Source organism: Clostridium sp. FS41, from assembly GCF_000954015.1.
In the GTDB taxonomy this organism is placed as follows: Bacteria; Bacillota; Clostridia; order Lachnospirales; family Lachnospiraceae; genus Enterocloster; species Enterocloster citroniae.
Window position 1 is genome coordinate 195,514 of sequence record NZ_JYHN01000061.1, and the last position, 18,391, is coordinate 213,904.

17 protein-coding genes and 1 riboswitch are annotated in these 18,391 nt (G+C 52.8%); of the genes, 10 read left to right on the top strand and 7 right to left on the bottom strand.

The genetic code is table 11. The annotated features are described in order from the left end of the window. Positions 1–2 precede the first annotated feature (2 nt). Positions 3–1,028 carry an ABC transporter ATP-binding protein gene (locus CLFS41_RS15480; RefSeq protein WP_007861127.1) on the top strand — a complete coding sequence of 342 codons (1,026 nt, stop codon included), beginning with the start codon at positions 3–5 and terminating at the stop codon, positions 1,026–1,028. Next, complete coding sequence (locus tag CLFS41_RS15485; protein ID WP_007861121.1) at positions 1,018–1,992, top strand: oligopeptide/dipeptide ABC transporter ATP-binding protein; 975 nt, start codon at positions 1,018–1,020, stop codon at positions 1,990–1,992. The genes CLFS41_RS15480 and CLFS41_RS15485 overlap by 11 nt, the downstream gene beginning before the upstream one ends. Positions 1,993–2,027: 35 nt before the next feature. Here the strand turns inward: CLFS41_RS15485 and CLFS41_RS15490 are convergent, their stop codons facing one another. Together CLFS41_RS15490 and CLFS41_RS15495 are read right to left on the bottom strand one after the other, a co-directional pair. Continuing rightward, positions 2,028–3,329, bottom strand: coding sequence for an SLC13 family permease (locus tag CLFS41_RS15490; protein WP_007861117.1), 1,302 nt, complete (start codon positions 3,327–3,329; stop codon positions 2,028–2,030). 32 nt (positions 3,330–3,361) lie between these two features. Next, on the bottom strand, positions 3,362–4,705 hold the full coding sequence (locus CLFS41_RS15495) for an enolase C-terminal domain-like protein (RefSeq protein WP_045092781.1): 1,344 nt from the start codon (positions 4,703–4,705) through the stop codon (positions 3,362–3,364). 190 nt (positions 4,706–4,895) lie between these two features. On the opposite strand from CLFS41_RS15495, the gene CLFS41_RS15500 reads away from it, so the two are divergent. The 3 genes from CLFS41_RS15500 (at position 4,896) to recJ (ending at position 9,071) form a co-directional block, all read left to right on the top strand. Then, positions 4,896–5,792 (top strand): LysR family transcriptional regulator, encoded by an 897-nt coding sequence (locus CLFS41_RS15500; protein WP_040415815.1) that lies wholly within the window; start codon positions 4,896–4,898, stop codon positions 5,790–5,792. A 145-nt stretch (positions 5,793–5,937) separates the two neighbouring features. Next, positions 5,938–7,293 carry a branched-chain amino acid transport system II carrier protein gene (gene brnQ / locus CLFS41_RS15505; protein ID WP_045092782.1) on the top strand — a complete coding sequence of 452 codons (1,356 nt, stop codon included), beginning with the start codon at positions 5,938–5,940 and terminating at the stop codon, positions 7,291–7,293. 38 nt (positions 7,294–7,331) lie between these two features. Next, a complete protein-coding gene (gene recJ, locus CLFS41_RS15510) occupies positions 7,332–9,071 on the top strand; it encodes a single-stranded-DNA-specific exonuclease RecJ (protein ID WP_045092903.1) in 1,740 nt (579 codons plus the stop codon). Between the two features lie 10 nt (positions 9,072–9,081). Here the strand turns inward: recJ and CLFS41_RS15515 are convergent, their stop codons facing one another. From CLFS41_RS15515 to thiS, 5 genes are all read right to left on the bottom strand, one after another. Further along, on the bottom strand, positions 9,082–9,687 hold the full coding sequence (locus CLFS41_RS15515) for a thiamine phosphate synthase (RefSeq protein WP_040415218.1): 606 nt from the start codon (positions 9,685–9,687) through the stop codon (positions 9,082–9,084). Further along, positions 9,680–10,879, bottom strand: coding sequence for a 2-iminoacetate synthase ThiH (gene thiH / locus CLFS41_RS15520; RefSeq protein ID WP_347468570.1), 1,200 nt, complete (start codon positions 10,877–10,879; stop codon positions 9,680–9,682). Before thiH ends, CLFS41_RS15515 begins: the two co-directional genes overlap by 8 nt. 62 nt (positions 10,880–10,941) lie before the next feature. Further along, positions 10,942–11,748 (bottom strand): thiazole synthase, encoded by an 807-nt coding sequence (locus tag CLFS41_RS15525; RefSeq protein ID WP_045092904.1) that lies wholly within the window; start codon positions 11,746–11,748, stop codon positions 10,942–10,944. Positions 11,749–11,836: 88 nt separating this feature from the next. Continuing rightward, entirely contained in the window at positions 11,837–12,478 is a 642-nt protein-coding gene (gene thiF / locus CLFS41_RS15530; protein WP_007861098.1) for a sulfur carrier protein ThiS adenylyltransferase ThiF, read from the bottom strand. 2 nt (positions 12,479–12,480) lie between these two features. Continuing rightward, entirely contained in the window at positions 12,481–12,678 is a 198-nt protein-coding gene (gene thiS / locus CLFS41_RS15535) for a sulfur carrier protein ThiS (protein ID WP_007861096.1), read from the bottom strand. A gap of 235 nt (positions 12,679–12,913) precedes the next feature. Beyond that, positions 12,914–13,018: riboswitch (TPP riboswitch) on the bottom strand. Between the two features lie 367 nt (positions 13,019–13,385). On the opposite strand from thiS, the gene CLFS41_RS15540 reads away from it, so the two are divergent. The 5 genes from CLFS41_RS15540 to CLFS41_RS15560 are packed head-to-tail and all read left to right on the top strand — an operon-like array spanning position 13,386 to position 18,379. After that, the gene (locus tag CLFS41_RS15540; RefSeq protein ID WP_045092784.1) at positions 13,386–14,360 is read left to right on the top strand and encodes an ABC transporter permease; all 975 of its coding nucleotides are present in this window, start codon (positions 13,386–13,388) and stop codon (positions 14,358–14,360) included. Positions 14,361–14,362: 2 nt separating this feature from the next. Beyond that, positions 14,363–15,247: an oligopeptide ABC transporter permease gene (gene opp4C / locus CLFS41_RS15545; RefSeq protein WP_227161842.1), complete on the top strand. Its 885-nt coding sequence runs from the start codon at positions 14,363–14,365 to the stop codon at positions 15,245–15,247. Then, positions 15,247–16,242 (top strand): ABC transporter ATP-binding protein, encoded by a 996-nt coding sequence (locus tag CLFS41_RS15550; protein ID WP_007861091.1) that lies wholly within the window; start codon positions 15,247–15,249, stop codon positions 16,240–16,242. The genes opp4C and CLFS41_RS15550 overlap by 1 nt, the downstream gene beginning before the upstream one ends. Further along, on the top strand, positions 16,223–17,233 hold the full coding sequence (locus CLFS41_RS15555; protein WP_045092785.1) for an ABC transporter ATP-binding protein: 1,011 nt from the start codon (positions 16,223–16,225) through the stop codon (positions 17,231–17,233). The genes CLFS41_RS15550 and CLFS41_RS15555 overlap by 20 nt, the downstream gene beginning before the upstream one ends. A 24-nt stretch (positions 17,234–17,257) precedes the next feature. Continuing rightward, positions 17,258–18,379 (top strand): aminopeptidase, encoded by a 1,122-nt coding sequence (locus CLFS41_RS15560; protein WP_007861088.1) that lies wholly within the window; start codon positions 17,258–17,260, stop codon positions 18,377–18,379. The last annotated feature ends 12 nt before the right edge of the window (positions 18,380–18,391 follow it).

Sequence of the window (18,391 nt, forward strand, 5' to 3'; positions counted from 1 at the left end):
GGATGAAGGAAGAACATGTATTGACCATAGAGAACCTGCAGTCCTATTTCTTTACTGCCAAGGGAACCGTACCGGCGGTGGATGATGTGACCATTGAGGTGCCGGCCGGGAAGATCATTGGTCTGGTGGGAGAGTCGGGCTGCGGAAAAAGTATGACAGCCATGTCTGTGATGGGGCTTTTGCGCCATCCCGGCAAGGTGGTGGGGGGCAGGATCCTCCTGGACGGAAGGGATATCACCCATCTCGGGCCAAAGGAAAGGGCAGGTGTAAGGGGAAATGAGATATCCATGATTTTCCAGGAACCCATGACCTCCTTAAACCCCGTGTACCAGGTGGGAAGACAGGTACAGGAAGCCATTCTCCTGCACCAGAAGGTGTCCAGGGAGGAAGCAAAAAGGCAGGTGATCGAGATCTTCAGGGAGGTGGGGATCCCGGAGCCGGAGAAGCGGTACAATTCTTATCCGCACCAGCTTTCCGGCGGCCTCCGCCAGCGTGTGATGATAGGCATGGCCATGGTCTGCAAGCCCAAGGTCATGATCGCTGATGAGCCGACCACTGCCCTGGATGTGACCATTGAGGCCCAGATCCTGCGGCTGATGAAGCGCCTGAGGGATGAGCAGGGAACCTCCATTATCCTGATTACCCATAATATGGGAGTGGTTGCGGAAGTCTGTGATTATGTGTATGTAATGTATGCGGGAAAAGTGATGGAGCAGGCGGAGGTCTTTGATCTGTTTGCCAACACAAAGCATCCCTATACCCAGGGTCTGCTGAGGTCTATTCCCAAGCTGGACAGCAATGAGGAGCGCCTGTATACCATAGAAGGCGTGGTGCCCAACATGCTGCACCTGCCCCGGGGATGTAATTTCTGCAACAGATGTACAAAGGCGGCGGCACGATGCCTGGAGGAAAAACCGCAGCTGTATGATACGGGGACGGATGAGAACGGAATGAGCCACAAGGTGAGGTGCTTCCTGTATGATGACAGAAGCGCGGAGGGCAGTCGGGAGGCGGAACATGGCAGATAAGAAAATACTCCTGGAAGCCAGGGATCTTGTAAAGGAATTTGCCCTGGAGGGCGGAAAAAAGGGAAAGAATGTGGTCCACGCAGTTTCCGGCGTGAACCTGAAGATCTATGAGGGAGAGACACTGGCCCTGGTGGGGGAGTCCGGATGCGGCAAGAGCACCCTGGGCCGGACCCTGATCAGGCTTTTGGATGCCACGTCAGGCACCATAGAATTTGACGGAATGGATATTATGGGGATGAAGGATAAGGAATTTGCCGGGATCAGGCGGCAGATGCAGATCATTTTCCAGGATCCCTATGCATCCCTGAATCCAAGAATGAATGTAAAAGAGATCATTTCCGAGCCCCTGACCACTTACGGTCTGGCAAAAAACAGGGCAGATGTAGAGAGCCAGGTCCAGGCGCTGATGGATGAGGTGGGGATTCCCAGGGAATTCATCAACCGTTACCCTCACCAGTTTTCAGGCGGACAGAGGCAGAGGATCGGGATCGCCAGGGCGATCGCCCTTCACCCAAGGCTGATCATCTGTGACGAGCCTGTGTCTGCTTTGGATGTGTCCATCCAGTCACAGGTATTGAACCTGCTAAAGGATCTGCAGGAACAGTACCAGCTGACGTATCTGTTCATCTCACATGACCTTGGGGTGGTAAAATTTATCTCCGACAGAGTGTGTGTGATGTTTCTGGGAATGGTCTGTGAGGTGGGGGATACACATGAATTGTACAACCACCCACTGCATCCCTACACGCGTTTTCTTCTCAACGCCATACCCAAGGCCGATCCCAGGCTTAGGAGCGATGAGCAGGAGCTGCTTACAGGGGAGATCCCAAGTCCGGTCAATCCCCCCTCGGGCTGCCGGTTCCATACCAGGTGTCCTTATGCAAAGGAGGTATGCAGCCAGAAGGTTCCGGAGGGGACTATGGTTGGGGAGAGACAGGTGTTTTGTCATTTTCCGTTAACATGAGACCGAGGGGTGGATCCTTTACAGAGCTGGATCCTCTAACGGAAGATCCCGATGCAGTACCCTATGACAACCCACAGCACGGAGAGAATCCACAGGGGCACGAATGAGAATTTAACGTAATCGGCCAGTTCCGTGCCATCGGCCAGATCACAGGCCAGGTATATCTGGGGCTGGGCCACAGGGGAAACCATGGCGCCCATGTTCATGAGAAGGGTCAGGATGACCACCTCGCCGGGAATGCCGAATTTGCTGCTGACGCCGGCTACAATGGGCACCAGGGCGTATTGCCAGATATCATTGGTAAAGATAAGCATGAGCGGAGTGCTGAACAGGGCGATGATCAGGTAGACCCATGGACCCATGGCACCCGGGATGATGCGGATCAGGAAATCCACCATGGCATCCATCATACCGCTCTCGGAAAGGACGCCTACCACCACGCCGGACAGGAACACGGCGCATGCAGTGGAGTACATTTCCTGGGAATATTTCTTTAACAGGCTGCCCTGAAGTTTCAGGTCAGGGTAGTTGACGCACAGAGCCACGATCAGTCCGATGGCAAATACAAAATAGTCAGGGCAGGGAACCGCGCTCAGACCGATGATCAGCAATATGGTCCAGATCAAGTTGAACCAGAACAGCCTGGGGCGTTTAAGCTCTGAGGACTCCATGGTTACAGCCGTGTCCACCTGTTCATCCATCTGGCCGGCTCCTTTTTTCATCTGAATTCTGGCCAGGATGACAGCAAGGCAGACACACAGTACAATATAGATGAGCATCATGGGCAGCATCTTTGAGAAAATGTAGTTCTGGGGATTTTCAATGCCCTCCAGCAGAGTGGCTGCCCTCAGGGTACGGCCGTTCCAGGGCGTTACGAACAGGGCGCACATGGTTGCGGAACATAAAAGCAGCAGTACTTTTGGATCGATTTTTAACTTTTTGTACAGAGGAAGCATCATGGGTATGGTCACCAGATAGGTGGAGGTGACGCTTCCGTCTATTTCCGTGATCAGAGATACCAGCACGGTGATGATGCAGATCACCGTGACACTTAGTTTTGTGTGCTTTAGCAGGAACTCCACCATGATATCAAAAAGTCCTGCTTCCGACATGACTGAGAAATAGGGCAGTGAGAAGAATATGATGAACATCAGATCCCTGGTCTTCCCAAGTCCCACATTAATATAATCACATACTTCCGTAATGCTGGCACCCACCAGCAGGGCCCCGATTATGGGAATGATGGTAAATGCAAACAGGGTGCTTACTTTCTTTTTCAGGAGCAGTGTGGTGATGAGTATCATCATCCCAAAGCCCACGATGGCTGTATAACTCACGTTTTATTCCCTCCCTTTATTTATAGCGTTTCCTATCTCACAAGACATGGCTTTTTGGAATCATAGATCCATCCCGGGATCAGGTACTGCATGGCCATGGCGTCATCCCTGTCATGGCTGGGCAAACGGTTGTAAAGCTTGTTGGCCTCCATTACCTGATCCATGTCCAGTGTGACACCAAGTCCGGGACGGTCCGGAACTTCCAGGTAACCGTTCTTTATGGCCGGGGTATCCTTTAACAGGTTCTGGCCGTCCTGCCAGATCCAGTGGGTATCCAGGGCCGTGGGACTGCCCGGGGCAGCTGCGGCCACATGGGCGAAGGTGGTAAGGGTTATGTCAAAGTGGTTATTGGAATGGCTGCCCCAGGTAAGTCCCCAGTCATTGAGGAGCGCGGCCATGCGCAGGCTTCCCTCCAGACCCCAGAAATGCGGGTCCGCCAGAACAATGTCCACTGCTTTTAAGGCAGCGGCATGGTAGAACTGCCTCCAGTTTGTGGCAATCATGTTGGTGGCAACCAAAAGTCCGGTGGCATTTTTGAATTCCGCCATGATCTCACGGCTGGAGAATCCTGCCTCGGGGCCGCAGGGATCCTCAATATAGGACAGGATGCTGCCCATGCCCCGGCACAGGCGGATGGCTTCCTCCAGACTCCATGCGCCGTTGGGGTCTATGTTGATGCGGCCCTGGGGAAACTGCTTTTTGAGAGCCCTTACCGTGTCCATTTCGTAATCCCCTGAGAAAACGCCGCCCTTGAGCTTGAAGTTGCGGTAGCCGTATTTGTCCTGAAGGCAGCAGGCCTGTTCCACGATCTGTTCATGGCTGATCATTTCCTGGCGTCTCATCCTGAACCATGGATCACGGCTCTGGGATTCATCCAGGTAGGGAAGGTCGGTTTTGTTCTTATCCGATACATAGAACAGATAACCAAGTACTTCCACCTGATCCCGCTGCTTTCCCTCTGCCAGAAGTTCGCACACAGGAATGCCCAGGTGCTGTCCGAGAAGATCCAAGAGGGCGCATTCAATGGCCCATTCTGCCTTTACCACAAACTTCAGTTTGCTGATGTCCAGGGTCTGAATGCCTTCCCCGTCATCACCCGCAGCCTGTTTGCCGCCTCTGTGGATACATCCCAGAATGGAACGGTATTTGCCTACTTCCTGTCCCACGACCAGGGGAATACAGCTGGTAAGGCATTCATATGTATAATCCCCTCCGTGGATCTCTCCAATGCCTGTATGGCCGGAGCTGTCCTTTATAATGACCAGATTCCGTGTAAAATAGGGAGCATGGGCTCCGCTGAGTGTCATTTCCATGCTGTCGTAACCTGCTACAGGAATTACCTGCATCTCAGTGACAATAGGTGTGTTTGCTGACATGTTTTATTTCCTCCTATATACAAATGCCTTGCTTTTTTGACTGTTTTTATTATAATACAGTTAGGAAAATCAGGCCAATATGTAAAAATAATCGGGGCAATCACTTTTACTAATGGTGAATGTGAATAAAAACAGGCCTGCAAAGACAGGTCCGCAGCGGGTCTGCCCATATGCACACGGGGGGATTATATTGGATACAAAATATTTAAACTATATTTTAACCATTGCAAGAAGAAAAAACATGACAAAGGCTGCGGAGGAACTGTATGTGTCCCAGTCCTCCTTGAGCCAGTATTTGTCCAGGCTGGAGCAGGAGATCGGGGATCCTCTGTTCATACGGGCAAAAGGGGAGCTTTTGCTGACCCCGGCAGGGGAACTGTATGTGGAGGCTGCCAGGAAGGTGATACGGATCCAGAAGGACCTTTATCAGGACATACGCAGCCTGAACAATAAAAGCCATATCACCATTGGGGTCACGTCCCAGTTTGGCCTGAGGATGCTGACGGAGATCATACCCGCGTACAAAAAGGAGTTTCCCCAGGTGACCATTGAGATCTCGGAATCCAATGTGCCCGCCCTTACAAGGATGCTGCTGGATGAGGGGATCGACTGCGCCATTATGGCCCTTAATGGTACGGATGCCTTTTCCAGGGAGCAGGTTTCCGTATTGCGGGAAGAGGAAGTGCTTTTCGCCATACCGGCATCCCATGAGTACAGGAAGCGCAATCAGGACAGTGCCATGACCCAGGAGGAACTGGTGAGAGAGTTCGGTAAAGACAATTTCATGCTTTCCAAGAAGGGTTCTACCCTGCGGGTGCTGGCGGACCGGATCTTTACAGCCTGTGACTTTCAGCCCAGCACCATGTGTGAGACCAACAGCATCATTGCCACACGGGCCATGGTGGCAAAGGGTATAGGGGTTACTTTTATTGCCAGCTCCTGCGTCAGCGACCGGGAAAATGTAGCTTACTATTCATTGGATCCCAAACTTTACCGGTACAATGTGCTGGTGCTCAGAAAAAATCTGATACAGAACCGGCCGGAAAGGGTATTGTTTCAGTATATATATGACTATTTTAAAGAGTAGGAACCAGAGGCGCCGGGAAGGCGCATTTCCCGGTTAATGTTGAAACATGGGGACTTTTGTGATATCATTATCAAAGAAAGAGATAAGAGAAATCGGGGGATAAACTCTTATCTCTTATTTTGTACTGAGCGGGGATATATACATTATGAGACAGAAACTATCAAAGCACAATCTGCTGCTTGTTGGATTTACATTATTTTCCATGTTTTTTGGCGCGGGAAATTTGATCTTCCCGCCTTTTCTGGGCGCTCAGGCAGGCAGCCTTACATGGCAGGCCATGGGAGGATTCCTGATCAGCGCGGTGGGCCTCCCTGTGATGGGGGTGGCGGCAGTTGCGCTGTCCGGTGGACTGACCAATCTGGCAGGAAGGGTGCATCCCTGGTTTGCCTTTCTGTTTACGCTGCTGATATATCTTTCCATCGGACCATGCCTGGCCATACCAAGGACTGCCAGCACCTCCTTTGAGATGACGGTGCTCCCTGCCCTCACCGGCATGAATCTGAATATGCAAGGTGTGGTGGGCCAAACCGGGTTTACCCTCCAGACACTTTCACAGTTTGCCTATTCGGCCCTGTTTTTTATTGTGGCCATGATAGTGGCTTTCAGGCCCGAGAAGCTGACAGACCGGCTGGGAAAGGTTTTGTGCCCGGCGCTTTTGGTCCTGATCGGCGTCATATTTACCGGGTGCCTGGTATGGCCCATGGGACCTTACGGGACGCCGTCCCAGTCCTTTTCATCAGGACCTGTGGTTAAGGGATTTCTGGAGGGATATCAGACCATGGATACCATTGCCGCCCTTAATTTCGGAATTGTCATTGCCCTGAATATCCGGGCAAAGGGGGTGGAGCAGGAGGGCGCCATTGTGCGGGAGACCATCAAGGCGGGGGTGATCGCAGGAATACTGCTGGCCCTCATCTACGGAGCCCTGGCCCATATCGGGGCGCCGGCAGGCACTGTTACGGCTGATACGGAAAATGGAGCCAGGATCCTTACCTATGTTGCGGGAAGCCTGTTTGGACAAGCGGGGATGATGATATTGGGAATGATCTTCCTCATTGCCTGCTTTAACACCTGTGTGGGACTGCTCAGCTGCTGCAGCCAGTATTTTACCACCATCATTCCACTGATCGGATACAAAATGTGGGTGGCTGTGTTTGCGGTCATCAGCCTGGTGATCTCCAGCGCGGGTCTGAACCGGATCCTGGCGGTTTCGGTTCCTGTGCTCAGCGCCATTTATCCCGTGGCCATTGTGCTCATTGTGCTGGCATTTATGGATCCTCTGACAAAAAGATGGCCGGCCATGTTTCCATGCAGTATATTGTTCACAGGGATCGTCAGTGTGGTTTATGCGCTGGAGCAGAGCAAGGTGGTCATACCGTTCCTGAGCCAGGCAACCACCTTCCTGCCTGGTTATGGGGCCGGACTGGGCTGGATCGTACCTGCCCTGGCCGGAATGGCGGCCGGTGTGGCCGTGTCCTCCGCAATGGAAAGCGGCTGGTGACGGAAGGCAATGCTATAAAGAAAAAGGATATAAGAGAGATGACACAGACAAAATGGATGCTGCACGCCAAAAAGGCGGATTTTAATAAGATAGCAGAGAACTTTGGGATAAGTCCCGTGACAGCAAGGATCATACGCAACCGGGGGATTGAGGACATGGAGTCCATCCGGCATTACCTCCATGGCTCAATCGAAGATCTCCATGACCCGCGTCTTCTTCCGGACATGGAAAAGGCGGTGGGCATACTGAGGCGGAAGGCGGCGGAGGGAAAGACCATCCGTATTGTGGGTGATTATGATATTGACGGAGTGTGCTCCACCTATCTGCTTTACCGGGCTTTAAAGCGGATCGGGGCCAGGGTGGATTATGAGATACCTGACCGTATTAAGGACGGATATGGAATCAATGAGATGATCATCGAGGCAGCTGCATCAGACGGCATTGATACCATACTTACATGTGACAATGGGATCGCTGCCGTCAGCCAGATCGCCAGGGCAAAAAAACTGGGGATGACGGTTATTGTCACGGACCACCACGATATACTGGTGGAGGAAAATGAGGAAGACCTGCCTGAGGGGGGGAGGGAAGTGCTTCCTCCGGCCGATGCGATCGTGAATCCCAAGCTCAGGGGATGCGCGTACCCGTTCACCGGTATCTGCGGCGGAATGGTGGCGTTTAAACTGGTGCAGGTGCTCTTTGAGGAGTCGGGAGTTTTGGCGCAGGAGTGGCTTGACATGCTGGAGATCGCGGCCATTGCCACGGTGGGGGATGTGATGAAGCTCCAGGGGGAAAACCGTATCATTGTAAAGGAAGGCCTGCGCTGTCTGGGCCATACCTCCAATCTGGGGCTGAAGAAACTGATCGAAAAAAATAATCTGGTACCGGGCTCCATTACTGCCTATCATATCGGGTTTGTGATCGGCCCCTGCCTGAATGCCAGCGGACGCCTTCAGACAGCTAAGATCGCATTGTCCCTGCTGCTCTGCGAGGATGAGGAGGAAGCCGACCGCATGGCCATGGAGTTAAAGGAACTCAATGACCAGAGAAAGGATATGACCCAGGCCGGGATTGACCAGGCCGCAGCCATGGTGGAGGAACGGTATTTGGATGACAAGGTCCTGGTAGTGTTCCTGCCCGACTGCCATGAATCACTGGCCGGGATCGTGGCGGGAAGGCTCAGGGAGAGATATAACAAGCCCTCCTTTGTGCTGACCCGGGCAGAGGGCTGCGCCAAAGGCTCCGGGCGTTCCATAGAGGCCTACCACATGTTCCATGCCCTGGTGGAGGTGAAGGACCTGCTGCTGAAGTTTGGGGGCCATCCCATGGCAGCGGGGTTTTCCCTGGAGGAAAAGGACGTGGACGAGTTCCGGAGACGCCTGAATGAGAATGCCAGGGAGCGTTTGACGGAGGAGGACTTTATCCCCAGGGTGTGGATCGATGTTGCAATGCCCTTTGAATACATAACGGAGCCGTTTGTCAGGGAACTGGAACTTTTGGAGCCATATGGGCAGGGGAATGAGAAGCCGCAGTTTGCCCAGAAAAGCATGGTGATCCGCAGTGCCCATGTGATGGGGCGAAACCGGAATGTGGTACGGCTGAGTCTGGTCAATGAGCGGGGAGTATCCATGGACGGCGTGGTATTTACAGATGGGGACCTGTTCATGGAGGAGAAAGGAAACAGCCGCCTCATGGATGTGATCTATTATCCAGGCATTAATGAATACAATGGGAACAGGAACCTGCAGATCGTGGTAAAGGACTGGAAGTTCCATTGATGACAGCGCTTTAAAGCGCCATCATCCCCGACATGATACATCCGCCAACGGCCCCACATGACATGACTTCCCGGATCTGGGCCGCCTCCAGGCGGATGCCTCCTATGGCATAGACCGGTATGGAAACGGTTTGGCATATCTCCCTTAAAAAAGCAGTTCCCCGCGGGGGCAGTCCCTTTTTACAGTCAGTGGCATAGATGTGGCCGGCTGTCAGATAGGTGGCTCCCAGGGACTGGGCCTCCAGGGCCTCATTGGCGGCATGGACCGATACACCGATGGTGGTGAATCCGTCCAGCTGTTTTTTTTCTGCCGCCTCCCTTAATTTCCACAGCGGCAGATGGATTCCATCAGCACCCAGAATGTGGGCGGCCTCTGTAAAGGTGTGGAGGATGCAGGGAACCTGATAGGATGCACACAGTTTTAAGACCTCCCGTGCCATGGATTCATAGTCTGCCTCATCCATGTCCTTTTCCCTCAGGACCAGGGCTGCCGGATGAAAACAGCATATCCGGCGGACCTGGTCCATAAATGGCCGGGTGCAGAGACTGCGGTTGGATACGGCCATGATGCGGTCCCTTATTTCCTTTGGTATTGTTTGTTCTTGTATATTACACATAGATATAATCACTCATCACCGGCTGGAGATTCCTGCTCAGCAGGTCGCGGAACACCTGATCCACGCTGCGGTTGTCGGAAATCTCAAACTGGCTGTCTCCTTCCTCTTCTATTTCCTCTGAATGTCCTCCAATCCCGGTGCTTACCCCGGCAGATACCTTGGTGGCCGCAATGGATGCCAGATGATCCCTGACCCTGGCGCATTCCCTGGTGGACACGGTGATGCTGGCCCAGGGCATAAGGAGACGGTAAGCTGTGACCACCTGAAGAAGCTGTGTCTCATGGACATCCATGGGATTGATCTTGTCATTGTTGATAATGGGTCTGAGGCGCGGGCAGGAAAACGCGATCTCCCCGTGGGGATATTTCCTTTGAAGCAGCCAGGCGTGGCATCCGGTTGCAAATGCGTCCTTGCGGAAGTCCGACAGTCCTAAAAGGGCTCCCAGACCCACGCCCCTCATTCCGCCCTTCAGTGCGCGTTCCTGGGCATTGAGGCGGTACGGAAAACAGCGCTTGTGGCCGGACAGGTGCAGGGTCTCATATTTGTCCGGGTTATAGGTCTCCTGGAATATGGTTACGTAATCCACTCCGCAGCTGTGCAGGTAAGCGTACTCATCAGAGTTCAGGGGATAGATCTCCAGGCCGATCACCTTAAAATACCTGCGGGCGATCTTACAGGCTTCTCCAATATAAGAGACAGTGGACTTTGCCCGGCTTTCACCGGTAAGGATCAGGATCTCCTTCAGCCCTGTGCGGGCAATGGATTTCATTTCCTCCTCGATCTGTTCCGGTTCAAGCTGTGCACGCCTTATCTTGTTCTTGCAGTTGAAGCCGCAGTAAATACAGTAGTTTTCACAATAATTCGCAATATAGATAGGGGTAAACATGTAGATGGAGTTGCCGAAATGTTTTCTGGTTTCTACCTGGGCAGCCTTTGCAATGTCTTCCAGCAGAGGCTGTGCGGCAGGGGAGAGCAGGGCGGCGAAGTCCTCCAGGGTGCGTGTTTCATGGGCCAGGGCTGCTTTGACATCCGCGGCCGTGTACGCTGACGGATCATAGGCGTTCATAAGGGACAGGACCTGCCTGCCGATTTGTGAATCCAGTACCTCCATATCGGGAAGATAGGCCATGTGGTCAGTGCGTTCCTTTTTCAGGTCCTGGCTGATCTGGGGGTTCAGGATACTTTCATTCATGGGTTCATTGTTCTTTTCATTTTGAGACATGGTGTCACCTCTTTTTATCATAGGGTTTGTGGTTAGTCGTGGAGAAATCCGGTCAGGGGGGAGGAGGCACTGGCTTCCTTGTCCAGTGTCCTTCCAAGACCTGCCAGGTATGCCTGCCTTCCGGCTTCAATGGCCAGCTTAAATGCCCCGGCCATTGCCGGTACGCTGCCTGCTGTTGCGATGGCTGTGTTGGCCATGATGGCGGCGGCGCCCATTTCCATGGCCTCACAGGCCTGTGAGGGGCGTCCGATCCCCGCGTCAACAATAATGGGAAGATCTATTTCATTGATAAGGATCTGAATGAATTCCCTGGTGCACAGTCCCCGGTTGGTTCCGATGGGAGCGGCCAAAGGCATGATGCAGGCGGCTCCTGCACTGGCCAGATCCCTGGCCGTGTTCAGGTCCGGGTACATGTAGGGCATGACCACAAAGCCTTCCTTGGCAAGGATTTCCGTGGCTTTGATGGTTTCTGTGTTGTCGGGCAGCAGATATTTTGCATCGCGTATCACCTCTATTTTTACAAAATCCCCGCACCCGGCCTCCCTGGAGAGACGGGCGATCCGGACGGCCTCCTGTGCGTTCCTGGCGCCGGAGGTGTTGGGAAGGAGGGTGACGTGGCTGGGTATGTAGTCCAGGATATTGGCGATGCCGCCTTCATTTGCCCGCCGCAGGGCAAGGGTGATGATCTGGGCTCCTGCCTGTTTTACGGCTGCCTGGATCAGATCCAGGGAATACTTTCCCGATCCCAGGATAAAACGTGAGGTAAAGGTGTGGCCTCCGATCACAAGAGGGTCGCTGCAGGAGCTTAGGGCTGACTGCTCCGTGTTTTGTTGTTCCATTTTTGTTTGTTCCATCTTTGTCTGCTCTCTTTCTTTTTGTTCCATGTTTCAATTCTCCTTTGCTTTTAAACTGTGCAGCGGCTGTCTCTCAGACGGTCTCCTCTCCAAGGATCAGCCGTGTGATCATATTGGCCTGGTGGGCGGCGCAGAGCATGACCCTGGGCGCCATAAGGCCGTTTCCCGGCCCGGGAAGGGAGGTGCCGTCTCCGCACACATAAAAATGCCTCCCGGCTCTTTTGGTACAGATACTGTTGCCGCTCCCGAAACCCGCCATTCCGGACGCGGATACCAGGAACTTGTCCGGAAACTGTTCCAGGATCCCATTGGCCAGCATGGCTTTTGCCTCAGGGCGGTCAAAGGCTTCGCATATGATGGTCTCATGTTCAAACAGGGACTGGATGTTGGATTCAGTGACCCTGACACAATGGGTATATATATCCAGGAAAGGATTGATCTCCTTTAATTCATGGGCCAGCGCAAGGGTTTTGTACATGCCCAGGTGGCGCGCCGTATATTGCTGGCGGTTCAGGTTGGTTATGTCCACAACATCAAAATCAATGAGATGCAGGTGGCCCACGCCGATCCTGGCCAGTGCAAACGCCACATTAGAGCCCAGGCCTCCCAGCCCTGCCACAGCCACCCGGGCATGGTCCAGTTTTTCCTGGACCTGGGCCGTGTGCCGTTCGGTCAGGGCACGGTGAAGCTGCTCTTTGTTTAAGACAGTGTCCATATTCAGCCTCCTCCTACAAAACTTACGATCTCCAGTACATCATCATCCCCAAGCCGGGTAGTGCCATAGCTTCCTTTGGGCAATATGGAACCTCCAAATTCCACTGCAATCCTGTCCAGACGGTATCCCTGTTCCAGCAGATACTCCTCTACTGTGACCGGCTGTGACAGCTGCGTTTGCCTGCCATTGATCATGGGCATTTGTTACACCTCCTTTCCTGCAGTGGGCGCTGGGAAGCTCCTGGCGGCAGGAAAGCTTCCGGCGTACATTGCAGAATAAAAAAATGTTCACAAAGCAATACACCCGCGGTGGTGCACCCCTTCATGAACATAGATTCACTCTGTCTGCCTGTATTTGATTGTGGATTGCGGACCGGATCTGGTCCCGTATGGTGGAGAGAACAACAAAATACGGGAATACCAAAGTATTCCCGCTAAGAAGTTTCATGATCGGTCCCTACGTTGGCATTATCCAAATCAGGTTCATGGGTCGAAGTTTAAAACTTCCTCTCAGCCTATTCATAAGCTCCCCGTTTTTTACAAAATCCAGTATAGGACACGGGAGCGGGTTTGTCAATACTGTTTTTAAAAACAGGGGGAGGGGAATTGGATACCTCATTTGGATACATCTGTATGAATCCATTGTTTGTTAAAATTGGATAAGTAGATATGTAGATAAATCATATTGACAAATTTTGACGAATTTTGTATAATAAGTTAATTTACATTGTCATTGTAATTCGGTATGGTCTTACATATTGCATGGTATATGCGGGTTAATACATACATATAAAAGCAAAATCACCAAAACATGCGCCTTTTGGGAGGGCGCAGGGGTGGCTGCGTGCTGCAGGAAGCCTGTACCGGACCCTTACAAGACAAAAAGAGGAAAGTATGGAGGAACACGAATGGGAAAGTATATTGGGAAAAGACTGCTGACTTCAGTGGTCATTCTGTTCGGTGTGTCGGTGATTGTTTTCTTCCTGGTCATGAGCATCCCCGGCGACCCTTATTCCGGCATGTACTCGCCGGATATCCCACCTGAACAGATCGCAGCAAAATTGGAGGAGCTGGGTGCCAATGACCCCTGGCCCGTACAATATGTAAAGTGGCTGGGCCGTGTGGTGACAGGTGACTTTGGTTATTCTATCTGGTACAAGACCCCCGTCATCGGCATCATCCTGGACAGACTGGGAAACACCGCGCTGCTGGCATGTGCAGCCATTGCACTGAGTACCCTGTTGGGTATTACTGTTGGTATTTATTCGGCAAGGCATAAAAAGGGAATCGTGGATAATACCTCGTCCATCCTGGCTTTTGCAGCCATTTCCATTCCCAGCTTCTTCTTCGGCATGGTGCTGATCAAGATCTTCGGCGTCAACTTAAAGCTGCTGCCGATTTCCGGAATGGTCACGGTATCGGCCAATCCTGTCACAGGCCCGGCCTATGTCCTGGATGTGGCCAAGCATATGATATTGCCTACCATTGTCCTGGGTCTGATGAATGCGGCTACCATGATGCGCTATACCCGTGCCAGTATGGTGGATATCCAGTCCATGGACTACATACGAACTGCCCGTGCCAAGGGCCTGCCTGAGCGCAAGGTCATCTATAAGCACGGTCTGAAAAACGCCCTGAGCCAGATCATCACGATCCTCAGCCAGCAGATTCCCAGTCTGCTGTCCGGTTCTCTTTTGACAGAGATGGTGTTTCTGTGGCCCGGCGTTGGCCGTTTGAACTTTGAAGCTGTTAACCACCGCGATTACCCGCTGATCATGGGCATCGTGCTGATTTTGGCCAGTTTTACGCTGATTGCCAACCTGATCGCCGATATCTCTTATGCTCTCATTGATCCCCGGGTTCTGCACGAGGAGAAAGGATGAGGATGATGGAAATAAAAAAAGAAAAGATCCAGACTCCTTTCCAAGAAAGTCTGAAGAAAATTTTATCCAACAAGCTGTGTTTGGTCAGTCTGATCGTGCTGGTGATCCTGATCTTGTTTTCTATCTTTGGCCCCATGTTCACAGGATATGAATCTGATTCCATTGACCTGCTGAATATGCTTACCGGCCCCAGCGATACGCATTTGCTGGGCACGGATGAATTAGGCAGGGATATGTTCACCCGTCTGGCTGAAGGAGGCCGTGTATCCATCAGCGTGGGCTTGATCGCAACGCTTTTTAAGCTGTGTATCGGTGTGCTGCTGGGCTGTATTGCAGGTCTGTACGGCGGGATTGTGGAAAGTGTCATTATGCGTATCGTGGATATTATTATGTGCTTCCCCTTTTTTGTCATTGCCCTGTGCATCGCTGCCATCACCGGTCCCAGCTTCCATAACACAATTTTTATCATTGGTATTCTGGGCTGGCCCGGTGTGTGCCGTATCGTGCGCAGTCAGGTGCTGAGCCTGAAAAATGTTGAGTATGTGGATGCAGCCCGCTCCCTGGGCTTAAACCAGATGGAGATCATCTTCCGTCACATCCTGCCCAATGCCAGCGGTCCTATTATCGTCTATACCACCCTGAGCGTGGCTAACGCCATCCTGATGGAGGCGTCCTTAAGTTTCCTGGGTCTGGGTATCGCTATGCCACAGTCCAGTTGGGGCACGATCCTGTCCACTGCCCAGAACATGCAGATCCTTCAGGACTGCTGGTGGATGTGGATTCCCGCAGGTATCCTGGTCCTGAGCACCGTTCTGGCTATCAACTTCCTGGGTGACGGCCTGTCCGAGATCCTGGATCCTAAGAAAAAAGGAAGGGGTGCTGACTAATGGCGGAACATGATATATTCTTTCAATTAAAAGATCTTTGGATCAAGTTTGGCCCCGCGGGCAAAAGCTATCCTGTTGTCAAGGGGATCAACCTGAATATCGAGCGCGGCAAGGTGCTGGGGCTGGTGGGTGAGTCAGGCTGCGGCAAGAGCGTCACCATGCTTTCCTCCATGGGCCTTTTGCCCAAAAATAACTGCGAAGTCACCGGCAATGTCCTCTTTGATGGTCAGGAGCTGAACGGACTGCCTGACAAGGAATTCCAGAAGATCCGCGGAAAGCGTATCTCCATGGTGTTCCAGGAGCCTATGACCAGCCTTAACCCTGTGTTCACCGTGGGCCAGCAGCTCAGCGAAGTGCTGGAACAGCACCTGAACATGACCGGACAGGCCAACAAGGCCAAGTGCCTGGAACTTTTGAACCTGGTATCGATCCCTGATCCTGCCAGTGTATATGACTATTACCCGTTTAAGCTCTCCGGCGGCATGCGCCAGCGTGTGATGATCGCTATGGCCCTGGCCTGCGATCCCGAGCTGGTCATTGCCGATGAGCCAACTACGGCCCTGGATGTAACGACCCAGGCGCAGATTATCGATCTGTTCAAAGAATTGCAGAAGAAGCTGAACACCACCATCATCTTTATATCCCATGACCTGGGGGTGATTGGTGAGATCAGCGACAACATTGCTGTCTTGTATGCCGGTTATGTGATGGAGGAATGTGATACCAAGACCTTGTTCCGCAATCCTCTGCATCCTTATACCTTCGGCCTGATGAGTTCCCGTATGGGACGCAGCCTGAAAAACAAGGGTAAGCTTTACAGCATCCCCGGAATGGTGCCCAGCGCCGAGAATATGCCGGCGGGATGTCCCTTTGCCCCTCGCTGCCTCAAGGCAGGCGGCCAGTGCGCCTGCGAGATCCCTCCTTTGGTGGAGGTAGAGCCTGGCCATAAAGTACGCTGCTGGGAGGTGACTAACCATGTCGAAGCCACTGATTGAAGTTGAAAATCTGAAAAAATATTTCCCTCTGGGAAAGAACCCTTTTAGCAAGAAGAGCGGCCGCGTGGTCAAAGCTGTTGACAATGTGTCGTTCCAGATCAATGAGGGCGAGTGCTTTGGCCTGGTGGGTGAGTCCGGTTCGGGCAAATCCACCACGGGCCGTTGTGTCCTGAACCTGCTGTGCCCCACCAGCGGAAAAGTATATTTTGACGGCAAACCCATCTTTGATGAGGAGAAGGGCATTGCCCTGAACCGCAAAGAGATGATGGAGTACCGGAAGGAGATGCAGATCATCTTCCAGGATCCCAATGCCAGTCTGGATCCCCGCATGACCGTGGGCCAGATCGTGGAAGAAGGAATCAAGAAACACAAGATCGCCACCGGCAAGGAGGCAAGCGACCTGGCCGCCTATTATCTGGAGTTGTGCGGCTTGGACCGCTCCATGGCCAACCGTTATCCCAGCCAGTTCTCCGGCGGACAGAAGCAGCGCATCGGTATTGCGCGGGCTCTGGCTGTGAAGCCCCGTTTTGTGGTGGCTGACGAGCCGTTGTCCGCATTGGATGTCTCCATCCAGTCCCAGGTTCTGAACCTGATGAGCGAGCTGAAAGAGAAGCTGGGCCTGACTTATCTGTATATTTCCCACGATCTGAAGACCGTGGAGTATTTCTGTGATAAGGTCGGGGTTCTGTACCTGGGCACCCTTTTTGAGACCGGCACCACGGAGGAGACAATGACAGAGCCCCTCCATCCCTACACCAAGGCCCTGTTTTCCGCTATCCCTCCCGAGGATCCCACCGCTGATGATAACCCTGAGCGGATCAAGCTGATAGGCGAGATCCCCAGTGCTACCAATATGCCATCAGGCTGTAAGTTTCACACCCGCTGTCCGTACGCCACTGACAAGTGCAAGAGCACCGAGCCTCAGCTGGCCTGCACGGGCGGAACCCATTTTGTGGCCTGCCATCATTGGCAGGAGATCAATCATAAGTAAAGCAGGAAAGGAAGTAGAAAGATTATGGATCCCAGATTTAAAAAGATCGCTTCTACCGTTATGTGCCACAGTTTAAAGATCCAGCCAGGTGAGAAGGTGATGATCTCAGCCGTGGACGATGGCGACAAGCTGGCAGAAGCTCTGGTGGAGGAAGCATATGCCTGTGGTGCTGTGCCCTTTGTCAGTTTGGAGCAGACCACCATCCGCCGTGCCATCCTAAGGGGGGCCACCGCAGAACAGCTGGAGCTGATGGCTAAGCCCAGCGTGGTTCTTATGGATGAGATGGACTGCCATGTTACCATCTCCGCTCCCTATAACAGTTGCGAGTTTTGCCTGATCTCTCAGGAAAAGCAGACCATGTACACGAAGTATTGTAAAAGCTTGATCAGCCGTGCCAAAAGCAGGCTGCGCTGGGTGTCCCTGACTTATCCCAACCATGGGATGGCCCAGAATGCGGGCATGAGCCTCAGCGAATTCTCCGACTATTATTTTGATCTTATGACCATGGATTATGACAAGCTGGAGAAGGCTTCCCTGCCCATGGCCCTGCGTATGAGGGCCGCGGACCAGGTACGCATTGTGGCACCGGGTACGGATCTGACCGTGTCCCTGAAGGGCTTTACCGCTCTTATCGCTGCCGGCGAGCACAATCTGCCCGATGGGGAGATTGCTTCAACCCCTGACCGCTGTTCTGTTAACGGCACCATCAGCTTCAATGTTCCCTCCATGCACAATGGCTTTCTCTTTACCGATGTGCGCCTGACCTTTAAGGACGGCAAGGTGGTGGAGGCTTCCGCCAATGACACAGAGCGTTTCTTAAAGGAGATCTCCCTGGATGAGGGCTGCCGCTACATAGGCGAGTTTTCTATGGGGACCAGCCCCTATGTGCAGCGTGTTGTACACGAGACTCTTTTTGACGAGAAGATGGGCGGATCCATGCATATGGCCCTGGGCGCCTGCTACAATTTCCCGGGCCGTGACAACGGCAACCGGTCCAGCATTCACTGGGATCTGATCCAGAGCCACCGGCCTGAACACGGCGGCGGTGAGGTGTGGATCGATGGCGAGCTGGTGCGCAAGGACGGCATCTACCTGCCTGAGGATCTGCGCGTACTGAACCCGGACGTTTATTTTGCCCAGGATTGATAAATGCCGCTG

Excerpts from the sequence above, each read along its gene's own strand:
- CLFS41_RS15480 (WP_007861127.1), top strand. The coding sequence starts at position 3 with ATGAAGGAAGAACATGTATTGACCATAGAGAACCTGCAGTCCTATTTC.
- CLFS41_RS15485 (WP_007861121.1), top strand. The coding sequence starts at position 1,018 with ATGGCAGATAAGAAAATACTCCTGGAAGCCAGGGATCTTGTAAAGGAA.
- brnQ (WP_045092782.1), top strand. The coding sequence starts at position 5,938 with ATGAGACAGAAACTATCAAAGCACAATCTGCTGCTTGTTGGATTTACA.
- opp4C (WP_227161842.1), top strand. The coding sequence starts at position 14,363 with ATGATGGAAATAAAAAAAGAAAAGATCCAGACTCCTTTCCAAGAAAGT.
- CLFS41_RS15525 (WP_045092904.1), bottom strand. The coding sequence starts at position 11,748 with ATGGAACAACAAAACACGGAGCAGTCAGCCCTAAGCTCCTGCAGCGAC.
- CLFS41_RS15540 (WP_045092784.1), top strand. The coding sequence starts at position 13,386 with ATGGGAAAGTATATTGGGAAAAGACTGCTGACTTCAGTGGTCATTCTG.
- CLFS41_RS15555 (WP_045092785.1), top strand. The coding sequence starts at position 16,223 with ATGTCGAAGCCACTGATTGAAGTTGAAAATCTGAAAAAATATTTCCCT.
- CLFS41_RS15550 (WP_007861091.1), top strand. The coding sequence starts at position 15,247 with ATGGCGGAACATGATATATTCTTTCAATTAAAAGATCTTTGGATCAAG.
- CLFS41_RS15515 (WP_040415218.1), bottom strand. The coding sequence starts at position 9,687 with ATGTGTAATATACAAGAACAAACAATACCAAAGGAAATAAGGGACCGC.
- thiH (WP_347468570.1), bottom strand. The coding sequence starts at position 10,879 with ATGAATGAAAGTATCCTGAACCCCCAGATCAGCCAGGACCTGAAAAAG.
- thiF (WP_007861098.1), bottom strand. The coding sequence starts at position 12,478 with ATGGACACTGTCTTAAACAAAGAGCAGCTTCACCGTGCCCTGACCGAA.
- recJ (WP_045092903.1), top strand. The coding sequence starts at position 7,332 with ATGACACAGACAAAATGGATGCTGCACGCCAAAAAGGCGGATTTTAAT.
- CLFS41_RS15495 (WP_045092781.1), bottom strand. The coding sequence starts at position 4,705 with ATGTCAGCAAACACACCTATTGTCACTGAGATGCAGGTAATTCCTGTA.
- CLFS41_RS15560 (WP_007861088.1), top strand. The coding sequence starts at position 17,258 with ATGGATCCCAGATTTAAAAAGATCGCTTCTACCGTTATGTGCCACAGT.
- thiS (WP_007861096.1), bottom strand. The coding sequence starts at position 12,678 with ATGCCCATGATCAATGGCAGGCAAACGCAGCTGTCACAGCCGGTCACA.